The following is a 25,866-nucleotide window of genomic DNA, read 5'->3' on the forward strand; positions in this document are numbered from 1 at the left end:
GGCCGGTTACTTTTCTTTGGCGAGTTTGCTGGGCCACCAGATCTTCGGGCCGACGTCGTGGGCGAGGGAGGGGACGAGGAGGGAGCGGACGACGGTGGTGTCGAGGAGGACGCCGAAGGCGACCATGAAGGCGATCTGGACCAGGAACAGGATGGGCAGGACCGCGAGGGCCGAGAAGGTGGCGGCCAGGACGACGCCGGCCGACGTGATGACGCCGCCGGTGACGGCGAGGCCGACCAGGATGCCCGGTCTGGTGCCGTGTTCCTGCGACTCCTCGCGGACCCTGGTCATCAGGAAGATCGAGTAGTCGATGCCTAGGGCAACCAGGAACACGAAGGCGTAGAGCGGAATACCGGGATCGGCTCCCGGGAACTTGAAGACGTGGTTGAACACCAGCGCGCTGACGCCGACGGTCGCGCCGAACGACAGCACGTTCGCGATCACCAGCAGGACCGCGGCGGTCAGCGACCGCAACAGCAGCATCAGGACGACGAAGATCACCGCGAGGATGGTCGGGATGATCACCCGCAGATCGCGTTGTGCGGCGTCCAGCACGTCGAGGTTGATCGCGGTGTTGCCGCCGACCAGGATGTCGGGACTCACCTTGTCCAGCTCGGTCCGCAGGTGTTTCACCACCTTGGTCGCCTCGGGGGAGTCGGCTGGGACCTCGAGCGTGGCCTGGACCAGTACCTTCCCGTCGACCACCTTCGGCGGTACGCCGGGAGCGGCCGAGGCGGACGCCTCGCCGACACCGTCGACCTTCGTCGCGGTCTGGACCACCTGGTCGGCCTGAGCGACCGGGGTCAGGATCTGCACCGGCGTACCGGCGCCGGCGTCGAAGTGCTTGGCCAGCTCCTCCTGACCGGTGACCGACTCGACCTTGTTCAGGAACAGGTCCTCCTGAGACGTACCGCTGGCCTTGAACGTCGGCAGGAACGCCGCGCACGCGAGCAACGCCAGCGCCGTGACCACCCAGACCCGCCGGGCACGCCGGCCGACCAGCCCGGACACGCGGCCCCAGAGGCGGCGGCCGCCGACCTGGTCGCTGGAGTGCACGTGGTCGACGCGGGGGATCGACGGCCAGAAGATCCGCCGGCCGAACGCGAGCAGGATCGCCGGCAGGAAGGTCATCGACGCGATCAGCGCGCCGGCGATCCCGAAGGCGCCGACCGGCCCCAGACCCTTGGTGCTGCCGAGCTTGGAGAGGAGCAGACAGAGCAGACCGAGGATGACGGTCGCCGCGCTGGCCGAGATCGGCTCGATCGAGGCCCGCCAGGCGACCCGCATCGCCTCGTACTTGCTCGTGTAGTCGTGCAGCTCTTCCTTGTACCGGGAGACGAGGAGCAACGAGTAGTCGGTCGCGGCGCCGACGACCAGGATGAACAGGATGCCCTGACTCTGCCCGTTCAGCTGCAGGACGCCGTTCTTCGCCAGCGGGTACACCACGAGCGCGGCGAGCGCGAGGCCGAAGACCGCGGTGAGCAGGACCGCGATCGGGAGGATCGGGCTGCGGTACACGATCAGCAGGATCACGAACACGACCGCCAGCGCGACCCCGAGCAGGATCCCGTCGATCCCGCTGAACGCGACCACGAAGTCGGCGAACACCCCACCGGGGCCGGTCACATAGACCGTGAGGCCCGTCGGTGTGAGGTCCTGCTTGATTGCGGTGCGCAGGCTGTCCGCGACCGCGAACAGGACGGTCTCGCCCCCCGCGACCACCTCGTCGGCGCGGTCGCCGTCGATCTGGACGGTGAGCAGCAGCGCCTTGCCGTCCTCCGACCTGATCGCCGGTGCGACCGGGGAGGCCAGGTAGTCGCCGAGCTGCTTGCCGCCGCCCAGGTCCAGGGTGGCGATCTTCGCCTGGAACGCCTGGACGTTCTGCAGGTCGTCCGGCGTGATGCCGGAGTCGCGTTCGACCAGGACGAAGTACGGCAGCGCCTTGGAGTCGACGAACTTCGCGGCCTCGTTGGCGACCACCGTGGACTCGGCATCTTTCGGAAGGAAGTTGGCGTTGTCGTTCTGCTGGACCTCGCTCAGCTTGCCGACCGCCGGGCCGCCCAGCGAGGCGAGCACCAGCCAGCCGATCAGTACGGCGGCGATCGCGGCCCGCCACGCCCAGCGCCGCGGCGGACGCTGCCTCCCACTCACTTCGGCGGCGTTCTGGTCGTCGTCGTGCACGGTGCCGTCCCCTCGGTCTCCGATCCCGCCCTGAGACCGAACAGTACCCAGCGGCACCCGCAGATCTCTCACCACCCGGCCGCGGGTGTGCGGGAGCCGTTTCGGCGGCGTAACAACAAGATGACTACTCGGAAACACCCCGGTCATAACGTCCAGGCCTAATCAGTGAGGTCGGATGATCGGAGACTTGCGATGACGCTCGAGGCACGACAAGCGACCGTCGCCAACCGCGGCCAGACAGACGGCAGTGGCGCGGTGGGTACGGTCGAGGCGCCGCGGCGCGGGCGCTGGATCGACGTCTGGGACCCCGAGGACGCCACGTTCTGGACCGGGAAGGGCCGGGCGCTGGCCCGGCGGAACCTGTGGCCCTCGATCTTCGCCGAGTTCCTCGGTTTCTCGGTGTGGCAGCTGTGGAGCATCGTCGTGGTGTCGATGCCGAAGGCCGGCTTCACCTACAGCACCGACCAGCTGTTCTGGCTGGTCGCGCTGCCGAGCCTGGTCGGCGCGACGCTGCGGTTGCCGTACACGTTCGCCGTACCGCGGTTCGGCGGGCGGAACTGGACGGTGTTCTCGGCGCTCCTGCTGCTCGTCCCGACCACCGGGCTGGCGTACTTCATGACGCAGCCGGACACGCCGTTCTGGCTGATGGGCCTGGTCGCGGCGACCGCGGGCGTCGGCGGCGGCAACTTCGCCAGCAGCATGACGAACATCTCGTTCTTCTACCCGGAGAAGGAGAAGGGCTTCGCGCTCGGCGTGAACGCGGCCGGCGGCAACCTCGGCGTCGCCGTGGTGCAGCTGCTGGTCCCGGTCGTGATCGTCGCCGGCGCCGGTCTGTCGCTGAACCGGGCCGGCCTGATGTGGCTGCCGCTGATCGTGCTGGCCGCGTTCTGGGCCTGGAAGGCGATGGCCAACCTGTCGGTCGCGAACTCGTCGTTCCGGACGTCGATCGCCGCGGCGAAGCGGCCGCACACGTGGGTGATCTCGTTCCTGTACATCGGCACGTTCGGGTCGTTCATCGGCTTCGGCGCCGCGTTCCCGCTGCTGATCAAGACCACGTTCCCCGACATCACGCCGGCGCACTACGCGTTCCTCGGCGCGCTGGTCGGGTCGGTCTCGCGGCCGTTCGGCGGCAGGCTCGCCGACCGGGTCGGCGGCGCGTGGGTGACGGTCTGCTCGTTCGTGGTGATGGGCCTCGGAATCCTGTCCGCGGTGTTCGCGCTGAAGGCGGAAAGTTTCCCCGCGTTCCTGCTCAGTTTCCTGGTCCTGTTCGTGGCCAGCGGCATCGCGAACGGCTCGACGTACCGGATGATTCCGGCGGTTTTCCGGCTCACCACGCCGGGTGACCCGGGCCGGGCCCGGCGGGAGGCGGCGGCCTGTATCGGGATCGCCTCCGCGGTCGGCGCGTACGGCGGTTTCCTGGTCCCGCGCGGGTTCGCGATGTCGACGAGCCACTTCGGCTCGCTGATCCCCGCGCTGTACGTGTTCTGCGGCTTCTACGTGGTCTGCCTCGCGGTGACGTACTTCTGCTACCTGCGCAAGGGTGGCCCGCTCACCCAGGAGCGCGTGTGACGGCTACCCATTGTCCGTACTGCGCTCTGCAGTGCGCCACCACGCTGCACCCGGTCGCGCGACCGGGTGCCGTGGAGGTGCGGCCTCGCGACTTTCCCACCAACCGGGGTGGGTTGTGCCGGAAGGGCTGGACGGCGCCCGAGGTCCTCACGGTGCCGGACCGGCTCACCATGCCGCTGGTCCGCAACGCCGCGGGTGAAATGGTGGAGACGAGCTGGGACGACGCGCTGGACTTCGTGACCGAGCGGGTCGAGGCGCTGCAGGCCGCCCACGGGCGGGATGCGATCGCCGTGTTCGGTGGCGGCGGGCTGACGAACGAGAAGGCGTATGCGCTGGGCAAGTTCGCCCGGGTGGCGCTGAAGACCGCGAACGTGGACTACAACGGCCGGTTCTGTATGTCGTCCGCCGCGGCGGCGACAAACCGGGCGTTTGGGATCGACCGCGGACTGCCGTTTCCGCTGGCCGATCTGGGCGGGGCCGGTGCTGTCCTGCTGGTCGGCAGCAACATCGCGGAAACCATGCCGCCGGCCGTGGCACATCTGCAGGGCGCACGCGACTCGGGTGGACTTCTGGTCGTCGACCCGCGTCGCTCCGCCACCGCAGGCCTGACCGAGGAAAACGCCGGCATTCACCTGCAGGCAACGCCGGGGACGGACCTCGCGCTGGTGCTCGCGCTCACCCACGTCGTACTGCAGGAAGGCTTGGCCGACACCGCATTCCTGGCCGAACGGGTCGACGACCCCGACGTGCTGATTCGTTCTACGGCGTCGTGGTGGCCGGAGCGGGCCGAGCGGGTCACTGGTGTGCCCGCCGCGACGATCCGGCAGGCGGCTCGGGTGCTGGCCGCAGCTGCACCGGTGCACGGCGGCGCCGGGGCATTCATCCTCACCGGACGTGGAGCCGAGCAGCACAGTAAGGGCACGGACACGGTGACCGCTTGTATCAACCTCGCGTTGGCGCTCGGGTTGCCCGGGCGGGTGGGGAATGGATACGGGTGTATCACCGGGCAAGGGAACGGGCAGGGCGGGCGTGAGCACGGGCAGAAGGCGGATCAGCTTCCGGGGTATCGGAGCATCGAGGACCCGGCGGCACGCTCGCACGTTGCGCAGGTCTGGGGTGTGGACCCCGAGGACTTGCCGCGGTCCGGGAAGAGCGCTGTCGAGCTGATCGATTCGCTCGGTACGGCGGATGGTCCGAAGGCGCTGTTCGTGCACGGGAGCAACCTGCTGGTGTCGGCGCCCAATCTCGCGTCGGTGCGGGAACGGCTGTCTGCGCTGGATCTGTTGGTGGTCGCGGACGTGGTGCCGTCCGAGACGGCGCTGCTGGCGGACGTGGTGTTTCCGGTGACGCAGTGGGCCGAGGAAGAAGGCACCATGACGTCGCTCGAAGGGCGGGTGCTGCGGCGGCGTGCCGCGGTGACCGCTCCGGGTGAGGTGCGCAGCGATCTCGCGGTGTTCGCGGGGATCGCGGAAAGGCTCGGAATCGCGGGGTTTTCCACCGACCCCCGCGAGGTGTTCGAGGAGCTGCGGCGGGCGAGCGCCGGCGGAAAGGCCGACTATTCCGGGATTTCCTGGGCGCGGCTGGACGCGGACGAGGCGCTCTTCTGGCCGGTGCCGCACGACGGGCATCCGGGCACGCCGCGGCTGTTCGCCGACGGTTTCCCGACCGCGGACGGCCGGGCCCACGTCGTACCGGTGGATCACCGGCCGGTGGCGGACGATCTCAACGCCGACGCACCGCTCTATCTGGTGACGGGGCGGTTGCTGCAGCACTACCAGAGCGGTGCGCAGACGCGGCGGGTTGCGGAGCTGGCGGAGGCCGAGCCGGAGGTGTACGCCGAGATCCACCCGCGGGTCGCCGCGCAGCTCGGGATCGGCGACGGCCGCCCGGTGCGGCTGCGTACGGCGCGCGGGTCGATGGTGCTGCCGGCCCGCGTGACGGCCGACGTCCGGCCGGACACCGTTTTCGTGCCGTTCCACTTCGGTGGCGCGGAGGCGGTCAACGAGCTGACCAACGACGTCCTCGACCCGGTGTCGCGGATGCCCGAGTTCAAGGCGTGTGCCGTTGAAGTCACCGCCGCTGCCCTGCCAGCGACGGGAGTGCCGGCATGAGAGTAGTGATCATCGGCGGTGGAATGGCAGGCCGGCGGCTGGCCGAGCTGCTGCCGCCGGACGACGTGACGGTCCTCGGCGACGAGCCGTCGTACAACCGAGGCCGGCTGACCGAGTACGTCGCGGGCCGCGCAGAGGTTGCTCGAGGCAACGAGCCAAGTGCGGTCGCGGTCGCGGTCGACCGGCGGCGACAGGTGGTGACAGACGCCGAGGGACGCCAGTACGCGTACGACCGGCTGGTCTTCGCGACCGGCGCGGTGCCTGTCGTGCCGGAAGGAGTCGGCCCGGCGGCGGGAATTCGTACGCTGCGGTCGGCCGACGATGCCGAGGCGATCGTCGCCGAGGCGGCGCAGGTACGGCGCGCGGTGGTGCTGGGCGGCGGCGTACTCGGTGTCGAGACGGCCTGTGCGCTGCGTGAACGCGGCGTCGCGGTGACCCTGGTCCACGACGGGGAAACCCTTCTGGACAAGACGGTTCGGCCGTCCGCGGGACGGAGGGTGACGCGCGCGGTCCGGCGGCTCGGCGCCGAGGTGCTCCTCAACGCGGAGCTGGCCGGCACCGACACGAAGGACGGCCGGTTTCGCCGCCTGAGGTTGCGGAACGGCTCCGAGGTGTACGGCGAACTCCTGGTCGTGGCGTGCGGTGTGCGCGCGCGGACCGAGCTGGCGGACGGCCTGACGGTGCGCGGTGGGATCGTCGTCGACGGCACGCTGACGAGCCCGGACGACCCGCGCGTGCACGCGATCGGCGACTGCGCCGAGATCGACGGCCGGCTGACCGGCACGGTCGAGTCCGCATGGACACAGGCCGAGGCGCTGGCGAAACACCTGACCGGCGAGGCCGCCCAGCTGCCGGACTACGAGGTCGTGCGGGTGACAGCCGGCGGACTCGACCTGCTCGTCCTCGGCGACAAGGACGAGGACGGCGAGGTGGTGCGGCTCGAGGACGACGCGCGCTACGTACGAGCCGTCCTGCGTGACGGCGTGGTGCGCTCGGCCGTCGCGGTCGGTGCGCCGGACGTCGCCGCGGAGCTGGTGCTGCTGGCGGACCGGGGCACGCCGGTGGTCGCGGACGGGCTGCTCGGTACGCCGCCCGCCGTACCGACGAAGAAGGTGGCGACCGTCTGCAGGTGCAACGGCGTCACCAGGGTCGCGATCGAGGCGGCCTGGCGTGGAGGTGCCGACAGTGTCGCCGGCATCGCCGCCACGACGCGGGCGACGACCGGGTGCGGCAGTTGCACCGGCGCCGTCGGCGAACTGCTCGACCGCTTCCGGCGCGGCGAGACCGAACCAGTCCCGAGCAGGAGGGCGACGATGGCAGAGCTGAACAAGGCCAAGCACGTGGTGGTGGTCGGTGGCGGAATGGTCGCCCACCGACTGGTCGAGGCGCTCCGGCAACGCGACACCGAGACCACCTACCGGATCACGGTCTTCGGCGAGGAGCCGCGGCTGCCGTACGACCGCGTCGCACTGACCAGCTACTTCTCCGGCCGCGACCCGCACGACCTCTCGCTCGGCGACCCGGGCCTCTGGGACGACCCGGCGGTCAACCTGCGCAAGGGCGTCCAGATCACGTCGATCGACACCAAGGCTATGACCGTCACGACGGCCCGCGGCGAAGAGGTCCTGTACGACGAGCTCGTGCTGGCGACCGGTTCCGCGGCGTTCGTGCCGCCGGTGAAGAACAACGACGCGCAAGGCTGCTTCGTCTACCGGACCATCGACGACGTCGCCGCGCTGCGGGTGTACGTCGAGCGCCTGAAGAGCGAGGGCAAGCAGGTCAACGGCGTCGTGGTCGGCGGCGGTCTGCTCGGCCTCGAAGCAGCCGGTGCGCTGCGCGCGCTCGGCGCTGGTACCAAGGTCGTCGAGTTCGCGCCGCGGCTGATGCCGCTGCAGGTCGACGAGGGCGGCGGTTCCGCGTTGGCCCGATTGATCGAGGGCCTCGACGTCGACGTCCTGACCGGGACGCAGTGTCAGCGCGTGAAGCTGACGTCGCAGGGTGCGGCGCGTGCGATGGGCGTTGCCGACGGCCCCGATCTGCCCGCCGATGTGGTCGTGTTCGCGGCCGGTGTCAGGCCGCGTGACGAACTCGGTCGCGAAGCGGGGCTGCAGATCGGTGAACGCGGCGGCGTCGTGGTCGACGAGGCCTGCCGGACGTCGGTTCCCGGTGTCTGGGCGATCGGCGAAGTCGCCTGTATCGAAGGGCGTGTGTGGGGCCTGATCGCCCCCGGCTACACGATGGCGGAGATCGTCGCCGACCGGTTGCTCGGCGGCGAGGCGACCTTCCCGGGTGCGGACACGTCGACGAAGCTGAAGCTGCTCGGTGTCGACGTCGCGAGCTTCGGCGACGCGTTCGGCTCAGGAGAAGGCGCGCTGGACATCGTGTACGCCGACCCGGTCGCCGGTGTCTACAAGAAGCTCGTGCTGTCCGACGACGCCCGTACGCTGCTCGGCGGCATCCTGGTCGGCGACGCGTCGGCGTACTCCGGGCTGCGGCCGATGGTCGGTCGCGAGCTCGGCGCGGACCCGGCCGCGTTCCTGCTGCCGGAAGGCGCCGGGCCGGTGCAGCTCGAGCTGCCCGACGACGCGCCGGTCTGCTCCTGCAACAACGTCGATGCCGGCACGATCCGCTGCGCCGTCCGCGACGAGGGCTGCACCGACATCAAGTCGGTCTGCGGCAAGACCAAGGCGGGCACGTCCTGCGGATCCTGCCTGCCGATCGTCAAGAACCTGCTGAACAGCGAGCTCACCAAGGCCGGTGTCGAGGTCAGCAAGGCGCTGTGCGAGCACTTCGCGCTGTCCAGGGCCGAGCTGTTCGACGTCGTCCGGATCACCGAGCTGCGGACGTTCAGCGAGATCGTCGAGCGGCACGGCACCGGCCGCGGCTGCGACATCTGCAAGCCCGTCGTCGGGTCGATCCTGGCGAGTCTCGACCCGGCCGGTCACGTGCTCGAAGGCGAACGCGCGACGCTGCAGGACACCAACGACCACGTGATGGCCAACATGCAGAAGGACGGCACGTACTCGGTCGTGCCGCGGATTCCCGGCGGTGAGATCACGCCCGAGGGGCTGATCACGATCGGCGAGGTGGCGCGCGACTTCGGCCTGTACACGAAGATCACCGGCGGCCAGCGCGTCGACCTGTTCGGAGCCCGGATCGAGCAGCTGCCGGCGATCTGGAAGCGGCTGGTGGACGCGGGCTTCGAGTCGGGCCACGCGTACGGCAAGGCGCTGCGGACCGTGAAGTCGTGTGTCGGGTCGACGTGGTGCCGGTACGGCGTCCAGGACTCGGTCGGGATGGCGATCGCGCTGGAGCTGCGGTACCGCGGGCTGCGCTCGCCGCACAAGCTCAAGCTCGGCGTCTCCGGCTGTGCGCGCGAATGCGCGGAGGCGCGCGGCAAGGACGTCGGCGTGATCGCGACCGAGAAGGGCTGGAACCTGTACGTCGGCGGCAACGGCGGGATGACGCCGCGGCACGCCGAACTGCTCGCCTCGGACCTGACCGACGAGCAGTTGTTCCAGGCGATCGACCGGTTCCTCATGTACTACGTGCGGACCGGCGACCGGCTGCAGCGGACCTCGGTGTGGATGCGCGAGATCGGTCTCGACCAGGTGCGGGACGTCGTCCTCAACGACAGCCTCGGGATCGCGGCCGACCTGGACGCGGCGATGGCCAAGCACGTCGACGCGTACGTCGACGAGTGGCAGGCGACGCTCAACGATCCCGAGAAGCTGGCCCGGTTCGTGTCGTTCGTGAACGCTCCGGACCAGCCCGACGCCGACCTGCGGTACGTGGTCGAGCGCAACCAGCCGCGCCCGGCCACCTCGGCCGAACGCGGGCAGCTGGAGCCGGTCCTGCTGGCCGGCCCCCGATTGGAGGTCCGTCGATGAGTGTCACGGCCGTTGGTACGACGGTGATCTGTGCTGTCGACGCGCTGCTGCCCGAGCGTGGCGTCGCCGCGCTGCTCGGGGACGTGCAGATCGCGTTGTTCCGCACCCACGACGGCGAGGTGTTCGCCATCGGCAACCAGGATCCGTTCAGCGGGGCGAACGTGATGTCGCGGGGCATCGTCGGCAGCCGCGGCGACGTACCGACGGTGGCGTCGCCGATGTTCAAGCAGGTCTTCGATCTGCGCACCGGGGCGTGCCTCGACGATCCGGACGTGTCCCTGCCCGTATATCCGGTCGAGATCGTCGACGGACGGGTCGTGGTGGGTACCCAGTGACGACCAGGCCCGGGCCGCTCAGCGGCTGCACGATCGCGATCACCGCGCACCGGCGCGCGGAGGACCTGATTGCGTCGTTCGAACGGCGCGGCGCGAAGGTGCTGCACGCGCCGACGCTGCAGATCGTGCCGGTCGCGGACGACCACGCACTGCTCGAGGCGACCCGGCGGGTGATCGCGAACCCGCCGGACGACGTCGTGGTGACCACCGCGGTCGGGTTCCGCGGCTGGATCGAGGCGGCCGACACCGCGGGCCTGGCCGCGGACCTGCTCGGCACGCTGGAGCAGTCGCGGCTCCTCGCCCGCGGCCCGAAGGCGCGCGGCGCGATCCGGGCGGCCGGGCTCGTCGAGCACTGGTCGGCGCGGTCGGAGACGACGGCCGAGGTCGTCGACTGGCTGCGCGCGCAGGGCGTCGGCGGGCGGAAGATCGTCGTACAGCTGCACGGCCTGTCGGATCCGGCCCTGCAGGACGCGCTGCGCTCGGCTGGCGCGTCGGTGCGCGGGCTCGAGGTGTACCGGTGGGGCCCGTCGCCCGATCCGGTGCTCGTGGAGCGGATGATCTCGCAAGTCTGCGCGGGCACCGTGGATGCTGTCGTCCACACGTCCGCGCCGGGCGCGCAGGCGATGCTCGACGCGGCGGCGCTGAACGGGCAGTACGACGAGCTGACGTCGTCGCTGCGGACCGGTCGCGTGCTGAACGCCTGCGTCGGCCCGGTGACCGCGGGACCTTTCGTGGCGCTCGGACTGGACCCGCTGGTGCCGGACCGGTACCGGCTGGGTGCGCTGATCCGGATCGTCACCGACCGGCTCACCGACGACAACGCCCGCTCGATCGAGACAGCCTTCGGCCAACTGGTCATCCGCGGCGGCGCGGCCGTGCTCGACGGCGTTGTCCTGCCTTTGGGCCCCGGCCCACGCGCCGTACTCGCGGCCCTGGTCGCTGCCGGCGGCGACGTGGTCTCCCGCCCGGAACTGCTCGCCGTACTCCCCGGGGCCGAAGACGTCCACGCCGTCGAGGTCACCGTCAACCGCCTACGCACAGCAGTAGGCCGCCCCGAACTGGTCCGCACAGTAGTCCGCCGCGGCTACCGCCTCGCCGTAGAACCCGCCGGAGTCCCCTCATGACCGACCTCGTCGCCGTAGCCCACGGAACAGCCGACCCGGCCGGCATCCGCGTCGTCCACGACCTGGTTCGGGAGATGGCCGCGCAACGCCCGGACCTCCCGATTTCCTTGGGTTTCGTGGACCTCCTCACTCCGGCGCTCCCGTCGCTGGTCCGGCGCATCACCTCGGACACCGACGACGCCGTCGTGGTTCCGCTGCTGCTCAGCGCCGGTTACCACGTGTACGTCGATGTCGCCGCAGAAGCGCGGCGCTATCCGGGGCGGGTTCGCGCGGCCGGCGCCCTCGGCCCGGATCCAGTCTTGGCAGAAATCCTGGCCGACCGGCTCGGCGACCTTAACCGCATCGATCACGTGGTACTGGCGGCCGCCGGCTCGTCCGACCCCCGCGCGCTCCTGGACTGCGAGGAAACCGCGGCTCTCCTCGCGCGCCGCATCGACCGCCCGGTGACCGTCGGCTACCTGTCCGGCGCCGGCGGCCGCCTCCCGGCCGTCCTCGCCCGCACCCCGGGCCGCGTGGCAGTGGCGAACTATCTCCTGGCCCCAGGCTTCTTCAACTCCCTCGTCCACCGCCACGCCCGCGGTCACCAGACCGCGGACCCACTCGGCGCCGACCCCCGCCTCGCCACACTGGCCCTCCAACGCCACGCCGCCGCCCTCCACCCCACCGCCGTCGCCGTCTGATCCCACCCTCAGCCGATAACCTCGCGCCCATGGCGGATTCGGCGATCGCGGCCTGGGGCGCGCTCCTCGACCGGTCGGTGGAGCAGATCGCGGCCGCGTCCCAGGACGCGCGCACGTTCGACCGGGAGCTGATCATCAAGGTCTCGGACGTTTGGGACAACAACACGTACCCGTTCGTCAGAGCTGCCCTCGCTCGTGGTGCTCGCCGCGAGCAGCGGGCCGCGGAGGGCATGCGATGGATGGCGGATCTCGGGTCCGAGCGCCGAGCTTGGGTGCTCGAACAGCTGAGGGTCTCGGGGTACGACCTCGAGCTCCCACCGCCGTCGTACCTGGAGGGCGTGCACGGACGGGACTATGCGGGACGCATCATGCCTACCCAGGACCCTCTGACTGCGGAAGTGGCGGCCCGGATCCGGAACGATTACGTGCTGACGACGGCGGCCGTCAGCACGCTGGTGGTCGAGCGCTCGGGCACGAGATTGCGAGGTCGGCTCCTACTGGTGTTGGAGCGTCGGTACGTGCTCGACGCGGCCGACATCCCGCCGGCGGAGCTCGACCTGCGTTTCGACGGCATCACCGACGTACGGTTCGACCTCGACGACTCCGACGGGGTCACCATCGATCCGGCCGCCGCGCTGACGATCGGGCAGAACGGGCTGATCCGCGCAGCCCGTGGCACCGCCTGGATTCATGACTCGCACTGGCATCTGTCCGACGCCGGCCGGGCGGCCGATGCGCGGACCTCGGCGAAGATCTGGCGGCCTGTCCCGCCACCTTCGGCAGGCCGTGCGCTCGGAGGTGCGGCCCGGGTGGCTGGGGCCGTTCTGCACTGGGCGATGCTGGAGATCCGGATGGTGCGGTACCCGCATCATGCCGACCGCGCCCCGGTGCATCGCATCGCGCAGGTCCTCGCCGGCGCCGGGTCGGCGATCGTCGCGGCCGGCGCCCGTCGGTGGGGCCGCGAGGCCGCGTTCCGGCGGCTGGTCCAGCAGTGGATCACCCTGGGCGGTGACGAGCTCGCCGAAGTCTTCCGCCACGTGCTGCTCGACCTGGCACAGGACGAGCACGAGCAGCCCTCGGTACGACGCTTGGCGCGCGAGCTGGCACCCGACGCCGCAGACGAGATCGCGCCGAGCACTGCCGAGGCACCCGGGGAGGTAGTGCTGGTGTGCTACTCGGCTCGTCAGGACCCCCACCCACGCGCCGTCGTCATCCAATCCGCCGTACCCGAAGGCACCCGGTGGGTCCTGTGCGGTTCCGAGATCGAGGATCCGCACCACGTTGCCATCGCCGTACGGGCGGACTCGATCACGGTCGGGCTGGGATGAGTTGTCAGCCGGGCACTGCAGGGGCATCGTGGAGGGATGGCCGGGAAGAAATGGGCTGAGTTGAGCCCTCAGCAGCAGCGGTTGGTCATTGCCGGAGTCGTTGTCGAGAGCGTGTTGAAGGCCGTCGCACTGGCCGATCTGGCGCGGCGTCCTGCGGCTCAGGTTCGCGGGCCCAAGCCGATGTGGGCCTTGCTCCTCACCCTGTCCAACTCGCTCGGCGTGGCTCCGGTCATCTACTGGTTGTACGGGCGCCGGACGTAGGCGGAATCGGAGGGGCGGCATGCCCGAGGCTGAGCACACGGTTCGGATCCGGCGGCCGGTGGCGGTCGTGTTCGCGTGTCCGGCCTCAAGAAGCTCCTGCTGACCAAGCCGGTTCAGCAGTCGATGAATACCGAGGTCGCCGCCCTCGATCGCGCGAAGGAAATCCTGGAGCAGCAGGGCTAGGACCTACGACGACGCTGCCTGGCGGTTGCGGAGGGTGTTCAGGTCGGCGTGACAGCGGGCCTCCACCTCGGCGAGGTCCTGGAGGGTTTCCTCGATGTCGCGGCGGCGTTGTTCGAGTTCGGTGCGACGGTGGGTGATCTGGTCGAGCAGGTAGGCGAGCTGGCCTTCCTCGCCGGGTTCGGCGTCGTACATGTCGACGATCTTGGCGATCTCGTCGAGCGAGAAGCCGAGGCGTTTGCCGCGCAGGATGAGGGCGAGGCGGACGCGGTCGCGCGGGTGGTAGACGCGCGTGGTGCCGCGGCGTTCGGGGGTGAGCAGGCCGCGGTCCTCGTAGAACCGGATCGTGCGGAGCGTGACGTCGTACTCGGCGGCCAGTTCGGCGATCGACCAGGTTTCTGCGGGCACCTGGCTATTGTGCATGCTGCCTAGCGTGCTTTACGTTTACGTAAGCGTCAAGCACGAAGGGGTGCCGCATGTTCGAGTTGTCCGCGGAGCATCAGGAGTTCCGCCGTAGCGTTCGCGACTTCGCGGAGGCGGAGATCGCGCCGCACGCGGCCGAGTGGGACCGCAAGCACTACTTCCCGGTGGAGGTCGTGCAGAAGATGGGGCGGCTCGGGCTGTTCGGGCTGACCGCGCCGGAGGAGTACGGCGGCGCGGGCGGCGACTTCACCAGTCTCTGCGTGGCGATCGAGGAGATCTCCCGGGTCGACCAGTCGATGGGGATCACGCTCGAGGCGGCGGTCGGGCTCGGCATCAACCCGATCCTGACGTTCGGCACCGACGAGCAGAAGGCGACCTGGCTGCCCGACCTGGTCGCGGGCACCAAGCTGGCCGGGTTCGGGCTGACCGAGCCGGAGTCCGGGTCGGACGCCGGCGCCACCAAGACCCGCGCGGTGCTCGACGGCGGCGAGTGGGTGATCGACGGCTCGAAACAGTTCATCACGAACTCGGGATCCAGCATCACGAGCTGCGTCACGGTCACCGCCCGCACCGGTGAGCGCGCGGACGGCAAGCCGGAGATCTCCACGATCATCGTCCCGAGCGGTACGCCGGGATTCACCGCGGAGGCGGCGTACGACAAGCTCGGCTGGCACGCCAGCGACACGCACCCGCTGTCGCTGGTGAACTGCCGCGTCCCGGAGGCCAACCTGCTCGGCGAGCGCGGCAAGGGGTTCGCGCAGTTCCTCGCCACGCTCGACGACGGCCGGGTCGCGATCGCGGCCGTCGCGCTCGGCTGTCTCCGGGCGTGCCTGGAGATGTCGGTGCAGTACGCCGGTGAGCGCCAGACGTTCGGCGTACCGATCGGGCGGAAGCAGGGCGTCGCGTTCCAGATCGCCGACCTGTTGGTGATGGCGGACGCGGCCGAGCTGCTCGTCTACCGGGCCGCCGCGCTGAAGGACGCCGGGGCGTCGATGGCCGAGTTCAAGCAGGCCGCGTCGGTGGCCAAGCTGTACGCGACCGAGGCCGCGGTGACCGCGACCCGGATCGCCACCCAGGTGTTCGGCGGCTACGGCTTCATGGAGGAGTACCCGGTCACGCGTTTCTACCGCGACGCCAAGATCCTGGAGATCGGCGAGGGTACGTCGGAGGTGCAGCGGATGCTGATCGCCCGTTCCCTCGGCCTCCCAGTGGAATGATGGCTGCATGACCCACGATCACTGGACCGAGGTCAAGGTCGCCCGCGAGGCCACGCTGTCCCCGCCGGACAAGGCCGCGGCCAAGCTGAAGTCCCAGAACAAGCTGTACGTCCGGGACCGGATCGCGCTGCTGGTCGACGAGGGCAGCTTCGTCGAGGACGCGCAGCTGGCGAACGCGCTGAAGGCCGGCCTGCCCGCCGACGGCGTCGTCACCGGCCGCGCGCTCGTCGACGGCCGCCCGGCGCTGATCGTCGCCAACGACCCGACCGTGAAGGCCGGCTCGTGGGGTGCGCGGACGGTCGAGAAGATCGTCCGGGTCACCGAGGTCGCGATCCGCGACGAGCTGCCGATCTTCTGGCTGATCGACTCCGCCGGCGCCCGGATCACCGACCAGGTGGAGCTGTTCCCGGGCCGCCGCGGCGCGGGACGGATCTTCCACAACCAGGTCGCGCTGTCCGGCAAGGTCCCGCAGATCTGCTGCCTGTTCGGCCCGTCGGCGGCCGGCGGCGCGTACATCCCGGCGTTCTGCGACATCGTGATCATGGTCGACGGCAACGCGTCGATGTACCTCGGCTCGCCCCGGATGGCCGAGATGGTCGTCGGCGAGAAGGTCACGCTGGAGGAGATGGGCGGCGCCCGGATGCACACCAGCGTCTCCGGCTGCGGCGACCTGCTGGCGAGCGACGACACCGAGGCGATCGAGCTCGCGAAGCAGTACTTCTCCTACCTGCCCGGCTCGTGGCGCTCGCGGCCGCCGTCGTACGACGCCTCGGACGCCGGCCGCGACTTCACCCGGGACCTGGTGCCGGCCGAGGAGAGCGTCGGGTTCGACATCCATGACGTGATCGATGCGGTCGTGGACGCGGACACCTTCTTCGAGATCAAACCCGCGTACGCGCCGGAGTTGGTGGTCGGGTTCGGGCTGCTCGCCGGCCAGGTGGTCGGGATCGTCGCGAACCAGCCCGCGGTCAAGGGCGGCGTGCTGTTCGTCGACTCCGCCGACAAGGCGGCCCGGTTCATCTGGCTGTGCGACGCGTTCAACGTGCCGCTGGTGTACCTGTGCGACGTGCCGGGCTTCATGATCGGCAGCGAGGTGGAGCGGGCCGGCATCATCCGGCACGGCGCGAAGATGATCACCGCGGTGTCCGAGGCGACCGTGCCGACGGTGTCGGTGATCGTCCGGAAGGCGTACGGCGCGGGGCTCTACGCGATGTGCGGCCCGGGGTTCTCGCCGGACGCGTGCGTGGCGCTGCCGACCGCGAAGATCGCGGTGATGGGGCCGGAGGCGGCGATCAACGCCGTGTACTACAACAAGATCCAGGAGATCGCCGACGAGGGCGAGCGGGTCGAGTACGTGTCCAAGCTGCGCGAGGAGTACGAGACCGACATCGACATCCTCCGGCTGGCCGCCGACCTGGTCATCGACGCGATCATCGAGCCGGAGGACCTCCGCGCCGACCTGATCGCCCGGCTCGCCGCGGCCCAGTCCAAGGACCGGACGTTCTCCCACCGCCGGCACGGCGTCCCGCCGGTCTAGTTCGAGCATGTCTCCCAACCCCACGCCTACTGCGCGGCACTCGGCGGGCACCTCGCCGAGCTGGAGCGAAGGGAACGATGAACCACATCGACCCCTCCGCTCCAGCTCGCCGAGGCACTCCGCCGAGCACCTGCTCGCGACGGCGTGGGGTTGGGAGACATGCTCTAGGCTAAACCCGTGAATGCAAACGATTTCGCGCGCAGGGTCAGGTCGCGGGAGAAGCTCGTCGGGTACTGGGTCACGCTGGACGTGCCGCCGGCGGCCGAGCGGATCGCCCGGTTGGGGTACGACTATGTGGTGCTCGACGGGCAGCACGGCCTGATCGGGTACCAGGGGCTGATGACCGGGCTGCTCGCGATCGACGCCGGGTCCGCGATCGGGCCGCGGCCGACTGTCGGGATGGTGCGGGTCGAGGCGAACGACCCGACGCCGATCGGGCGGGCGCTGGACGCCGGCGCGACCGGTGTGATCGTGCCGCTGGTCGACAGCGCGGACGACGTGGCGCGGGCGGTCTGCGCGGCGAAGTACCCGCCGGTCGGGGCCCGCTCGTTCGGTCCGATGCGGGCCGCGCTGCGGATCGGGCCGGTGCCCGCGGACAGCAACGACGCGACCGTCGTGCTCGCGATGATCGAGACGCCGCTCGGCCTGCGCAACGTCGCCGAGATCTGCGCGACGCCCGGTCTCGACGGCGTGTACGTCGGCCCGTCGGACCTGAGCCTCGCGCTCGGGGCGCGGTTTCCGGGCGACCCGGAGGTCGAGGGGCCGTTCGAGGAGGCGGTGGAGCTGATCGCGCGCACCGCGCAGGAGGCCGGCATCGCGGCGGGCATCCACACCTTCGACGGCGACTCGGCGAAGAAGCGGCTGGACCAGGGCTACACCTACGCGACGGTGGCCTCCGACCTCAGCCACCTCGAGGCGATCGCCGCCGCGCACCTGAACACAGCCCGCTCCTAGGGCGGACCTCCATCACTCACCAAGCGGCCGCCTCTTGGGCGGCGCACGCTCAGCGCGATCCCGCATCCGGCCGGCGGCGGGGGTTGGTGAGTGGTGGCGGTCCGGAACATCTCGGTGCGTTCTCGGGTTAAGTTCGTCAGAGCACACCGAGGAGGCCGGGATGAAGGCACCCGAGCGCGGCGCGTTGCCGCTGGGGCTGGCGGCGACGCTGGGGCGGGCCTACGGGCGGCTCACCGAGACGGTTCAGGGGCTCAGTGACGCGGACTTCCAGCGCGAGACCCGCTGCACCGGCATGCCGGTCGGTCCGCTGCTGGTGCACCTGCTGTACGACGCCGAGCGCGCGCTGATCGCGTTCGCCAGCCCGGCCGTCGCCGAGCCGGACCGGGACTTCGTGACGTACTGGCACGACTTCCCGCCGAACCCCGACGGCGACACCAGCTTCGTGCAGGGCGTGGCGGCGTCGTACCGCAAGCCCGGTCTGCTCGTGCAGCACTGGCGTGAGGTGTCCGAGGCGGCGGTCCGCGCGGCCGCGGCGGGCCTGGCGACCAAGGGCCGTCGGGTCGAGACCCAGGGCCATGTCCTGCGGGCGACCGACCTCGTGGCCACCTTGGTGCTCGAGGCAACCGTCCACCATCTCGACCTGACCGTCGGCCTGCCGGACGCGCCCGAGCCCGATCCCGAGGCGTTGCAGGTGACCGCGCGGACGCTGGACGGACTGTTCGGTCCGGAGGCCTGGGACGTGATCGGCTGGGACACCACGACGTACGTCCTGAAGGCCACCGGACGGCTCCCGCTCGACGAGGCCGACCACGACATGCTCGGTCCGCACGCCGGCCGGCTCCCGTTGCTTGGCTAAAGCACCCCGGCGAACGGGTCGTCGAGGTTCGTCCAGTCGAGGTCGGCCAGCTCGGACTCGGTGAGCAGGCAGGCGTCGAGGATCGCCTGCAGACGGGCCGGGTCCAGGCCCATGCCGGTCGCGACGACGGTGCACTCGGCCAGGTGCTCGGTCTCGGACCATTCGCCCAGCGTCCCCAGTGAGGCGCTGTAGCCGGCCGATTCCCACCGCACGCGCTGCGTCGGCCGGTTCGCCAGCCAGACCACGCCGCGGCTGCGCACCACGCCGTCCACGATGTCCTCGAGCGCATCGTTCAGCCGGGCGGGATGCAGCGGCCGCGCCGACCGCCACAGGACCGTCGTCACGCCGTCGCCGCCCGGCTGCACCCGATCCGAGGCCGCGAGCTCGCCGGCCCAGGCCTCGGCCGCGTCGAAGTCGAATCGTCCCGTCCGCGCGACCGGTCCGCGGGGCACGCCGGCCAGGTCCGCCGGCGTCACCGAGGTTCGCGGGTTCAGGTGCAGCAGTAGGTGCTCCAGCCGGGCGGCCGCCGTGCTGCGATGCGCGTTCGCCAGCACGCAGACATCGGCGTACTCGATCTGGCGGGCGGTCAGCTCCGCGACGTTGCGCCGGTCCGGTACGCCGAGGGCCAGGCCGCGCTCGGCGAGCAGCTCGTCACCGGACAGTTGCTCGACGAGCAGCACGGCGTCGGCGACGCAGGTGACCGTGTCCACGGCGATCTCCGGCAGGGCGGACACCAGCGCGCCGACGAGCGGCCGCGCCTCCATCGCCGGCGGCGCCGCGAGCACGATGTGGTCCCAGTGCTCGCGGGCGGCGAGCGTCTCCAGCAACGGCACGAGCGACTCGATCAGCTGGCACGCGCCGCAGTCGTCCCCGACCGCGAACTCGCCCGCGTCGATCGGCCCCGATGCGTCCCGCACCCGCCAGGACAGCACGCCCCGGCCCGGCAGGTCGTCCTGGTCGATCGCCACGACCACGGTGGCGGCCTCGGTCATCGCGTCCAGCACGGGCTCCCGCAACGTCGTGGAGAGCCCCACCAGCAAGGACAACGGGGTTTTCGCTCGGGCGGTCATCTCCGCATTATATGAAAACGGTTTTCATCAGTCCAGAGCTGGGCGTGCCGTGAAAAACGGCAGGTGAAGCGCCCGGTCGTCTGATAGGCAAGGGGACATGGCGATCGAGATCGGGCGGTACACCGGTGAATGGGACGAGCTCCTGGAGCTCCTGGACATGGCGTTCTCGGCGCCGTGGACCGACGAGCAGTACGAGTCCGAGCGGCGGGTGTGGGAGCGGGACCGCAGCGTCGTCGCGAGTGAGGACGGGCAGCTCGTCGGACACACCGGAACGTTCTCGCACCTGATGACGGTGCCCGGCGGGCAGTTGCCGGTCGCGGGCGTGACGATGGTCGGCGTCCGGCCGACGCACCGGCGGCGCGGCATCCTGCGCGACCTGATGCGCAGGCAGCTGACCGACGTCCACGAGGCGGGTGAACCGCTGGCCGCGCTGACCGCGAGCGAGCCGGTGATCTACCCGCGGTTCGGGTACGGGCTGGCGTCCGACCACCAGGAGATCGTCGTACCCAAGGCGTCGCGAGGACTGCGCCCGGTGGCCGGCATCGACGACGTCCGGATCCGGCACGTCGACATCCGCGAGAACCGCGCCCGCTGCGCCGAGCTGCGGAACACGCTGGCCCGGCAGCGGCCCGGTCTGTTCGTGCACGACGAGCGCTGGCAGGAGTACGCGATCAGCAACACCGTCACGCTCAACTCAGGGAACGCCTCCAAACGCCGCTGTGTCGTCGCCGAGCGGGACGGCGAGCTCACCGGTTTCGCGTACTACCGCACGCGGCGGGCCGAGAAGGGGTACGTCGACGTGCAGCGGGTGCATGCGGTCGACCTCGCGTCCCACGCGGCCCTGTGGAGGTACCTGCTCGAGCCGGATCTGCTCAGCGAGACGCGCTGCGAGATGGTCGCGTCGGACGACCCGCTGCTCGACCTGCTGCTCGATCCGCGCGCGCCGGGGCCGATCACCCGGGACGGGCTGTGGGTCCGGCCGGTCGACGTCGGACGCGCGCTCGCCGGCCGCACGTACGCGCGGGACATCGACGTCGTCGTCGAGGTGGTCGACGAATTCCTCCCGTGGAACGCGGGGCGCTGGCACCTGAGCGGCGGACCCGACGGCGCCTCCTGCGAGTCGGTGTCGCGCGACGCCGACCTGACCCTCGACGTGCGCGACCTGGGCGCGGTGTACCTCGGCCGCCCGTCGCTGGAGCGGCTCGGTCGCGCGGGTCTGGTCGCCGAGCACACCGCCGGTGCGCTGGCCGCGACCTCGGAAGCGTTTTCCACATCTCGGCTTCCGTTCCTCGACACGGGCTTCTGAGGGGGTAGCCTGCCGAGATGCAGACGCAGCGTCGGGGTGCGCTCGCGGTGGTCGCCGTGCTGCTCGTGGGGGTTGTGGTGGCCGGCTTCGTCGTGCTCGCCTCCGCGAGCGGGCCGGTGCGCCCGGTCAGCGACAGCACGCTGAGCGCGAGCCCGCGCCCGCTGCCGACCCGGTCGCTCAACGCGACCCCGCCGCCGCAGTCGCAGCCGACGCCGGTGCTCACGATCCCGCCGGGCAGGACGCCCGGGTGGGTGCTGTCGCTGTGGCAGGCCGTGGTCTACCTGGTGATTGCCGCGGTAGTGGCGTTCGTGATCGTGGTGATCGTCCGGATCCTGCGCCGGGTCCGCCTGCCGCACCTGGAGCCGGACGAGCCCGACTGGGAGCGGATGAAGACCGAGCGGCTGGCCGAGGCGGTCGACACCGGGCTGGCGCGCATCGACAGCGGTACGGCGACGGACTCGGTCATCGCGTGCTGGGTCGCGCTGGAGCAGGCGGCCGCGTCGGCCGGCGTACCGCGGGATCCGTCCGAGACACCGGCCGAGTTCACCGTACGAGTGCTCGGAGTCGGCGGGATCTCCGAGCAGCAGCTGGTCCGGCTCGGCGAGTTGTATCGCGAGGCCCGGTACTCCACGCATGGCTCGAGCGAACCGGCGCGTTGGGAGGCCCGCGCGGCACTGCTCCGACTGCGCGAGGAGCTAACCGTAGGTGAGGCCCGATGACGTCGTACCGCTGGTCTCCCTTGGAGGAGAAGGGGCCGCCGCCGGAGGTCAAGCCGAAGCGGCGGCTGTGGCCGAGCAAGCTGCTCGTGCAGCACCTCGGGCTGGCGGTGCTGGCGAGCCTGCTGTTCGTCGGGATCTTCAGCGCCGCCGGGATGGCGCCGCGGCCGTTGTGGTTCGTGGCGACGGGGATCGCGGTCGCGGTGGCGTCGCTGGCGATCCGGCTGGTGGTGCCGCAGATCCTGGAGACGAGCTGGCCCGGCCGGAGGGACGACAAGCTGGCCGTGCTCCGCGCCCGGAACACCGACAACCGCACGCAGTTCGTCGCCACCTGGCTGCTGGAGTCGGGCCGCGAGCGGCGCGCCGGCGAGGGATCGCGGACGTTCCAGCGCCGGATCCAGCCGCTGCTGCTGGAGCTGGCCACCGACCGTCTGGTGCACCGGCACGGCGTGAACCCGGAGCTCGAGCCCGAGCGCGCCCGGGCGATCACCGGCGACCGGCTCTGGCTGTTGATGACCGACGACGACAAGCGCACCGCGTCCCTCGACGAGATCGAGTACGCGATCCACACCATCGAGAACCTGTGAGGGATAGCAGTGACTGAGGCGGAGTTGACACTCGGTGAGGTGTCCGCACTGAGCCGGCAGGTGCTGGAGCGGGTCAGCCAGGCCGTGGTCGGGAAGGCCGAGGCGCTGGAGCTGGTGCTGGCGGGCATCCTGGCCGGCGGCCACGTGCTGCTCGAGGACTACCCGGGCCTGGCGAAGACGCTGGCCGCGCGGTCGTTCGCGCAGGCGCTCGGGCTGGAGTTCCGGCGCGTGCAGTTCACGCCGGACCTGCTGCCGTCGGACGTGACCGGCGCGTTCGTGTACGACCAGAAGGAGTCCGAGTTCGTCTTCCGCCCGGGCCCGATCTTCACCGGCCTGCTGCTGGCCGACGAGATCAACCGGACGCCGCCGAAGACACAGGCAGCGTTGCTCGAGTCGATGCAGGAGCACCAGGTCACGGTCGAGGGGCAGACGTTCCCGCTGCCCAGCCCGTTCCACGTGCTCGCCACCGCGAACCCGGTGGAGTACGAGGGCACCTACCCGTTGCCGGAGGCGCAGCTCGACCGGTTCATGCTGCGGATCGGCTTCGGGTACCCGAGCCCCGCGGAGGAGTGGGAGGTGCTGCGCCGGCGGATGAGCCGCCGTCGCGAGGACCAGTCGGTCGAGGCGGTCACGGACGCCGAGGGGCTGCTCGCGGCGCAGCGTACCGTCGAGACGGTGACGGTGGACGACACGGTCGGTCAGTACTGCGTCGACCTCGCCACCGCGACCCGCCGCGACTCTCAGGTGCTGGTCGGTGCGTCGCCCCGTGGCTCGCTGGCGTTGCTGCTGACGGCACGCGCGTACGCCGTGATCCAGGGCCGCGACTACGTCGTACCGGAGGACGTGAAGGCGGTCGCGGTGGCCGCGCTGGCGCACCGGATCACCGTGCGGCCCGAGCTCTGGCTGCACGAGGTCACCGGCGCCACGGTCGTCCGGGCGGTCCTCGGCTCGGTCGCGGCGCCGCCCACCGTGTCGGGCCCGGCCGTCGCCCGCGCATGAGTTGGCGGCCGACGCACGCGCAGATCCGGGCGATCTGCGTCGCTGCGGTGCTGCTCACCGTCGCCGTCCTGCTGCGGCGATCCGATGCCGCCGTGTTCGGGTTGCCGCTGGCGTTCCTGGCGGCGTGGGGCCGGTTCTTCCGCCCTCGGGAGCGGCCCGAAGTGCACACCGAGCTGGACGCCGACGTGCTGTTCGAAGGGCAGGGGACGACGTACCGGCTGCGTGTCACACCGTCGAGTTCGGGATCCGTGGACCCGGACATCGACCTGATCGTGGCCGCGCTACCGCGGGCGGCGTGGTTCCAGTTCGACCCGCCGCAGGCCGCGATCGCCGAACCGGTGACGCACGGTGCGGTGCGGCTCGAGGTCGGCGTACGGTCGAAGCGGTGGGGCCTGCGCTCGTTGGATCGGCCAACGGTCGCGGCGACGTCGACGGTCGGGGCGTTCCGGATCCAGGTGACGTCGGCCGAGACGCTGGCGGTGACGACCCTGCCGTTGCGCGAAGGGTTCGCGGCGGTGGACGCCGTACCGCGGCCGGCCGGGCTGGTCGGGCTGCACCGGTCGCGACGGCCCGGAGAAGGGACGGAACTGGCCGGTGTCCGGCCGTTCCGGACCGGTGACCGGTTGCGGCGGATCAACTGGGCGGTGTCCGCGCGGACGCAGGAACTGCACGTCACGTCGACGTGGTCGGACCGCGACACCGAGGTGGTGATCCTGGTCGACACCGGCGGTGAAATCGGGATCAGCGAAGGGATCGACGGGCGCTCCTCGAGTCTCGACACCGCCGTCCGGGGCGCCGCCGCGATCGCCGAGCACTACCTGCGCAACGGCGACCGGGTGCGGCTGATCGACACCGGGAGCCTGTTCCGCGGCGTGCGATCGGGGAGCGGCCGCGGGCATCTGCGGCGGATCCTGGACACGCTCGTGCACGCGGACCAGCGCGGCCGGCAGCAGGACGAGGAGCAGTTGGCGCGGCGCAACCGGATCCGTTCGGACAGCCTGGTGCTCGTCCTCAGTCCGCTGCTGCGGCCGACCATCCTTGGGTACGTCGTCACGCTCGTGCACTCCGGCTGCACGGTCATCGCCGTCGACACGCTGCCGCCGGACATCGCCTCGATCATGGATCTCGACGCGCACGACGCCCGCACCTGGCCGCTCGCCTGGCGGGTACGGCTGCTCGAACGCCGCCGCGACCTCGACCGCCTCAGCGACCTCGGCGTACCGACCGTCCGCTGGCAAGGCGCCGGCACCCTCGACGAGGTCCTACGCGACGCCTCCCGCCTGTCCGCGGCTCCACGGATCCGCTCATGACCGTACTGATGCCAAGACTCCGTCGCGGCGGGTCATGGGGCTGTAACTCCCGTCCTTCCCTCGTCGCTCCGGTCGCTGCGCTCCCTGCGCTCCTCAGTCCAGGACGGGAGGCCCCATGACCGCCGACGAGCAGATCACCCTGTGGCTCGCGCAGTTGCGGGCGGCGGGGCGCGGTGTGCTGGTGGCCCGGTTGGTGATTGCGGCGGCGGGGATCGTCGCGCTCGTCGTACCTGCGGTGCAACCGTGGGATCAGGCGGATCTGGTTCCGATCGCCGGTGCGGTGCTGCTGGTCGGCACGGTCGTCCTGCCCGACTCGCTGGCCGGGATGATCTTCCTGTTCGTGGTGGCTCTCGGCTGGCTGCTGCGCGGACCCGCCGCGCCGAGCTGGGGCCTCGTCCTCACCGCGGCCGCGCTCGTCGTCGTCCACCTGGCGGCCGCCTTCGCCGGCCAGATGCCGTCGTACGCCCGCGTCCACCGAGCCGCCCTCCGCCGCTGGTGGTTGCCCGGGGCAATCGCCGTCGTCCTGACACCCGCCGTCGCCCTCGCGACCGCGCTGATCCGAGGCGCCGACGTACCAGGCTCGCTCCTGGTAACAGTCGCCGCCATCACCCTGACCGCCACCACCATCTGGTTCGCAGCCGGCCAGAAACTCGGCCGCGACTAAGCGACGTCAGGAGTGCGCCGTCGGCAAACTAGTGGTCCTCGTGTCCCACGATCCGTAGACCCTCGTACTCGGCGAAGTCGATGAAGTCCTTGACGTTGAGCGTTGCCAGCGGCAAGTCATAAACCAGGCAGCATGCCGCGATCCAGCAGCGTCGGACGGGTGCTGAGCCAGGCCTCGAGCCCGGCGACCTTGGAAGGCCCCCAATTGCGAAGGTGGGCCCAGCGACTCAGCTCTCCCAGGGTGACGAACGTGATGCCGACCTGAGCACCTAGCAGCTCGCGAAGCAACGCAGGTGGAAGCGCGTTCTTGATGCTCAGAGAGGCAACATCCGTGTCCAGCACGATCCTGCGTAGAGTCACGCGACGTCGGCCCGGCGCATCGTGCTCAGGTCGGCGAGGAACTCGCGCAGCTCTCCGTCGTCATCGAACACGCCGTCTGCGGCGAGATCCTCGGCGGACCGCACCGGAGCAGTCTCGCGGAAGAGTTCGTCGACGGACGCGGCCGCGCGCGATCGGCCGGAGTGTTCAGCGTTGTCAGCAGTCACGGCGCACCTCCTATGTCGACTACT

The 25,866-nt window shown here is 70.7% G+C and carries 23 protein-coding genes; 18 read left to right on the top strand and 5 right to left on the bottom strand.

What is annotated here, in order from left to right:
• Positions 1 to 6: 6 nt before the first annotated feature.
• Positions 7 to 2,181 carry an MMPL family transporter gene (locus tag AB0I12_RS28180; RefSeq protein ID WP_359935098.1) on the bottom strand — a complete coding sequence of 725 codons (2,175 nt, stop codon included), beginning with the start codon at positions 2,179 to 2,181 and terminating at the stop codon, positions 7 to 9.
• 192 nt (positions 2,182 to 2,373) lie between these two features.
• On the opposite strand from AB0I12_RS28180, the gene AB0I12_RS28185 reads away from it, so the two are divergent.
• The 8 genes from AB0I12_RS28185 to AB0I12_RS28220 are packed head-to-tail and all read left to right on the top strand — an operon-like array spanning position 2,374 to position 13,479.
• Positions 2,374 to 3,750: an MFS transporter gene (locus AB0I12_RS28185; protein ID WP_359935100.1), complete on the top strand. Its 1,377-nt coding sequence runs from the start codon at positions 2,374 to 2,376 to the stop codon at positions 3,748 to 3,750.
• Positions 3,747 to 5,861, top strand: coding sequence for a molybdopterin oxidoreductase family protein (locus tag AB0I12_RS28190; RefSeq protein WP_359935102.1), 2,115 nt, complete (start codon positions 3,747 to 3,749; stop codon positions 5,859 to 5,861). The genes AB0I12_RS28185 and AB0I12_RS28190 overlap by 4 nt, the downstream gene beginning before the upstream one ends.
• On the top strand, positions 5,858 to 9,751 hold the full coding sequence (gene nirB, locus AB0I12_RS28195) for a nitrite reductase large subunit NirB (RefSeq protein WP_359935104.1): 3,894 nt from the start codon (positions 5,858 to 5,860) through the stop codon (positions 9,749 to 9,751). Before AB0I12_RS28190 ends, nirB begins: the two co-directional genes overlap by 4 nt.
• The gene (nirD, locus tag AB0I12_RS28200) at positions 9,748 to 10,086 is read left to right on the top strand and encodes a nitrite reductase small subunit NirD (RefSeq protein WP_359935106.1); all 339 of its coding nucleotides are present in this window, start codon (positions 9,748 to 9,750) and stop codon (positions 10,084 to 10,086) included. The genes nirB and nirD overlap by 4 nt, the downstream gene beginning before the upstream one ends.
• Positions 10,083 to 11,210 carry a uroporphyrinogen-III synthase gene (locus tag AB0I12_RS28205; protein ID WP_355696452.1) on the top strand — a complete coding sequence of 376 codons (1,128 nt, stop codon included), beginning with the start codon at positions 10,083 to 10,085 and terminating at the stop codon, positions 11,208 to 11,210. The genes nirD and AB0I12_RS28205 overlap by 4 nt, the downstream gene beginning before the upstream one ends.
• Positions 11,207 to 11,890, top strand: a complete 684-nt coding sequence (locus AB0I12_RS28210; RefSeq protein WP_359935108.1) for a CbiX/SirB N-terminal domain-containing protein — start codon at positions 11,207 to 11,209, stop codon at positions 11,888 to 11,890. The genes AB0I12_RS28205 and AB0I12_RS28210 overlap by 4 nt, the downstream gene beginning before the upstream one ends.
• Before the next feature lie 29 nt (positions 11,891 to 11,919).
• Entirely contained in the window at positions 11,920 to 13,218 is a 1,299-nt protein-coding gene (locus AB0I12_RS28215; protein ID WP_359935110.1) for a hypothetical protein, read from the top strand.
• 36 nt (positions 13,219 to 13,254) lie between these two features.
• On the top strand, positions 13,255 to 13,479 hold the full coding sequence (locus AB0I12_RS28220) for a hypothetical protein (RefSeq protein ID WP_359935112.1): 225 nt from the start codon (positions 13,255 to 13,257) through the stop codon (positions 13,477 to 13,479).
• A 186-nt stretch (positions 13,480 to 13,665) separates the two neighbouring features.
• On the opposite strand, the gene AB0I12_RS28225 is transcribed toward AB0I12_RS28220, so the two are convergent.
• Positions 13,666 to 14,067, bottom strand: coding sequence for a MerR family DNA-binding transcriptional regulator (locus tag AB0I12_RS28225; RefSeq protein WP_359935114.1), 402 nt, complete (start codon positions 14,065 to 14,067; stop codon positions 13,666 to 13,668).
• 68 nt (positions 14,068 to 14,135) lie between these two features.
• Here AB0I12_RS28225 and AB0I12_RS28230 point away from each other — a divergent pair, with 68 nt between their 5' ends.
• The 4 genes from AB0I12_RS28230 (at position 14,136) to AB0I12_RS28245 (ending at position 18,646) form a co-directional block, all read left to right on the top strand.
• Positions 14,136 to 15,299 carry an acyl-CoA dehydrogenase family protein gene (locus AB0I12_RS28230; protein WP_359935116.1) on the top strand — a complete coding sequence of 388 codons (1,164 nt, stop codon included), beginning with the start codon at positions 14,136 to 14,138 and terminating at the stop codon, positions 15,297 to 15,299.
• 7 nt (positions 15,300 to 15,306) lie between these two features.
• Entirely contained in the window at positions 15,307 to 16,836 is a 1,530-nt protein-coding gene (locus tag AB0I12_RS28235; RefSeq protein ID WP_359935118.1) for an acyl-CoA carboxylase subunit beta, read from the top strand.
• Between the two features lie 177 nt (positions 16,837 to 17,013).
• The gene (locus AB0I12_RS28240) at positions 17,014 to 17,790 is read left to right on the top strand and encodes an aldolase/citrate lyase family protein (protein ID WP_359935120.1); all 777 of its coding nucleotides are present in this window, start codon (positions 17,014 to 17,016) and stop codon (positions 17,788 to 17,790) included.
• Between the two features lie 160 nt (positions 17,791 to 17,950).
• Positions 17,951 to 18,646 carry a maleylpyruvate isomerase N-terminal domain-containing protein gene (locus AB0I12_RS28245; protein ID WP_359935122.1) on the top strand — a complete coding sequence of 232 codons (696 nt, stop codon included), beginning with the start codon at positions 17,951 to 17,953 and terminating at the stop codon, positions 18,644 to 18,646.
• Here the strand turns inward: AB0I12_RS28245 and AB0I12_RS28250 are convergent.
• A complete protein-coding gene (locus AB0I12_RS28250) occupies positions 18,643 to 19,716 on the bottom strand; it encodes a GTP-binding protein (protein ID WP_359935124.1) in 1,074 nt (357 codons plus the stop codon). The two genes, AB0I12_RS28245 and AB0I12_RS28250, sit on opposite strands and share 4 nt — an antisense overlap.
• 97 nt (positions 19,717 to 19,813) lie before the next feature.
• Here AB0I12_RS28250 and AB0I12_RS28255 point away from each other — a divergent pair, with 97 nt between their 5' ends.
• From AB0I12_RS28255 to AB0I12_RS28280, 6 genes are all read left to right on the top strand, one after another.
• Positions 19,814 to 21,022, top strand: a complete 1,209-nt coding sequence (locus AB0I12_RS28255) for a GNAT family N-acetyltransferase (protein WP_359935126.1) — start codon at positions 19,814 to 19,816, stop codon at positions 21,020 to 21,022.
• A gap of 17 nt (positions 21,023 to 21,039) precedes the next feature.
• A complete protein-coding gene (locus tag AB0I12_RS28260) occupies positions 21,040 to 21,741 on the top strand; it encodes a DUF4129 domain-containing protein (protein ID WP_359935128.1) in 702 nt (233 codons plus the stop codon).
• Positions 21,738 to 22,325 carry a hypothetical protein gene (locus tag AB0I12_RS28265; RefSeq protein ID WP_359935130.1) on the top strand — a complete coding sequence of 196 codons (588 nt, stop codon included), beginning with the start codon at positions 21,738 to 21,740 and terminating at the stop codon, positions 22,323 to 22,325. Before AB0I12_RS28260 ends, AB0I12_RS28265 begins: the two co-directional genes overlap by 4 nt.
• A gap of 9 nt (positions 22,326 to 22,334) precedes the next feature.
• Positions 22,335 to 23,324, top strand: a complete 990-nt coding sequence (locus tag AB0I12_RS28270) for a MoxR family ATPase (RefSeq protein ID WP_359935132.1) — start codon at positions 22,335 to 22,337, stop codon at positions 23,322 to 23,324.
• Positions 23,321 to 24,634: a DUF58 domain-containing protein gene (locus AB0I12_RS28275; RefSeq protein WP_359935134.1), complete on the top strand. Its 1,314-nt coding sequence runs from the start codon at positions 23,321 to 23,323 to the stop codon at positions 24,632 to 24,634. The genes AB0I12_RS28270 and AB0I12_RS28275 overlap by 4 nt, the downstream gene beginning before the upstream one ends.
• Before the next feature lie 115 nt (positions 24,635 to 24,749).
• Positions 24,750 to 25,298, top strand: a complete 549-nt coding sequence (locus AB0I12_RS28280; protein WP_359935135.1) for a hypothetical protein — start codon at positions 24,750 to 24,752, stop codon at positions 25,296 to 25,298.
• Positions 25,299 to 25,414: 116 nt separating this feature from the next.
• On the opposite strand, the gene AB0I12_RS28285 is transcribed toward AB0I12_RS28280, so the two are convergent.
• Together AB0I12_RS28285 and AB0I12_RS28290 are read right to left on the bottom strand one after the other, a co-directional pair.
• Positions 25,415 to 25,639: a hypothetical protein gene (locus tag AB0I12_RS28285; protein WP_359935137.1), complete on the bottom strand. Its 225-nt coding sequence runs from the start codon at positions 25,637 to 25,639 to the stop codon at positions 25,415 to 25,417.
• A gap of 14 nt (positions 25,640 to 25,653) precedes the next feature.
• Positions 25,654 to 25,842: a hypothetical protein gene (locus AB0I12_RS28290; protein WP_359935139.1), complete on the bottom strand. Its 189-nt coding sequence runs from the start codon at positions 25,840 to 25,842 to the stop codon at positions 25,654 to 25,656.
• Positions 25,843 to 25,866 lie beyond the last annotated feature (24 nt).

Origin of the sequence: Kribbella sp. NPDC050459 (assembly GCF_040655315.1) — a bacterium.
Classification (GTDB): domain Bacteria; phylum Actinomycetota; class Actinomycetes; order Propionibacteriales; family Kribbellaceae; genus Kribbella.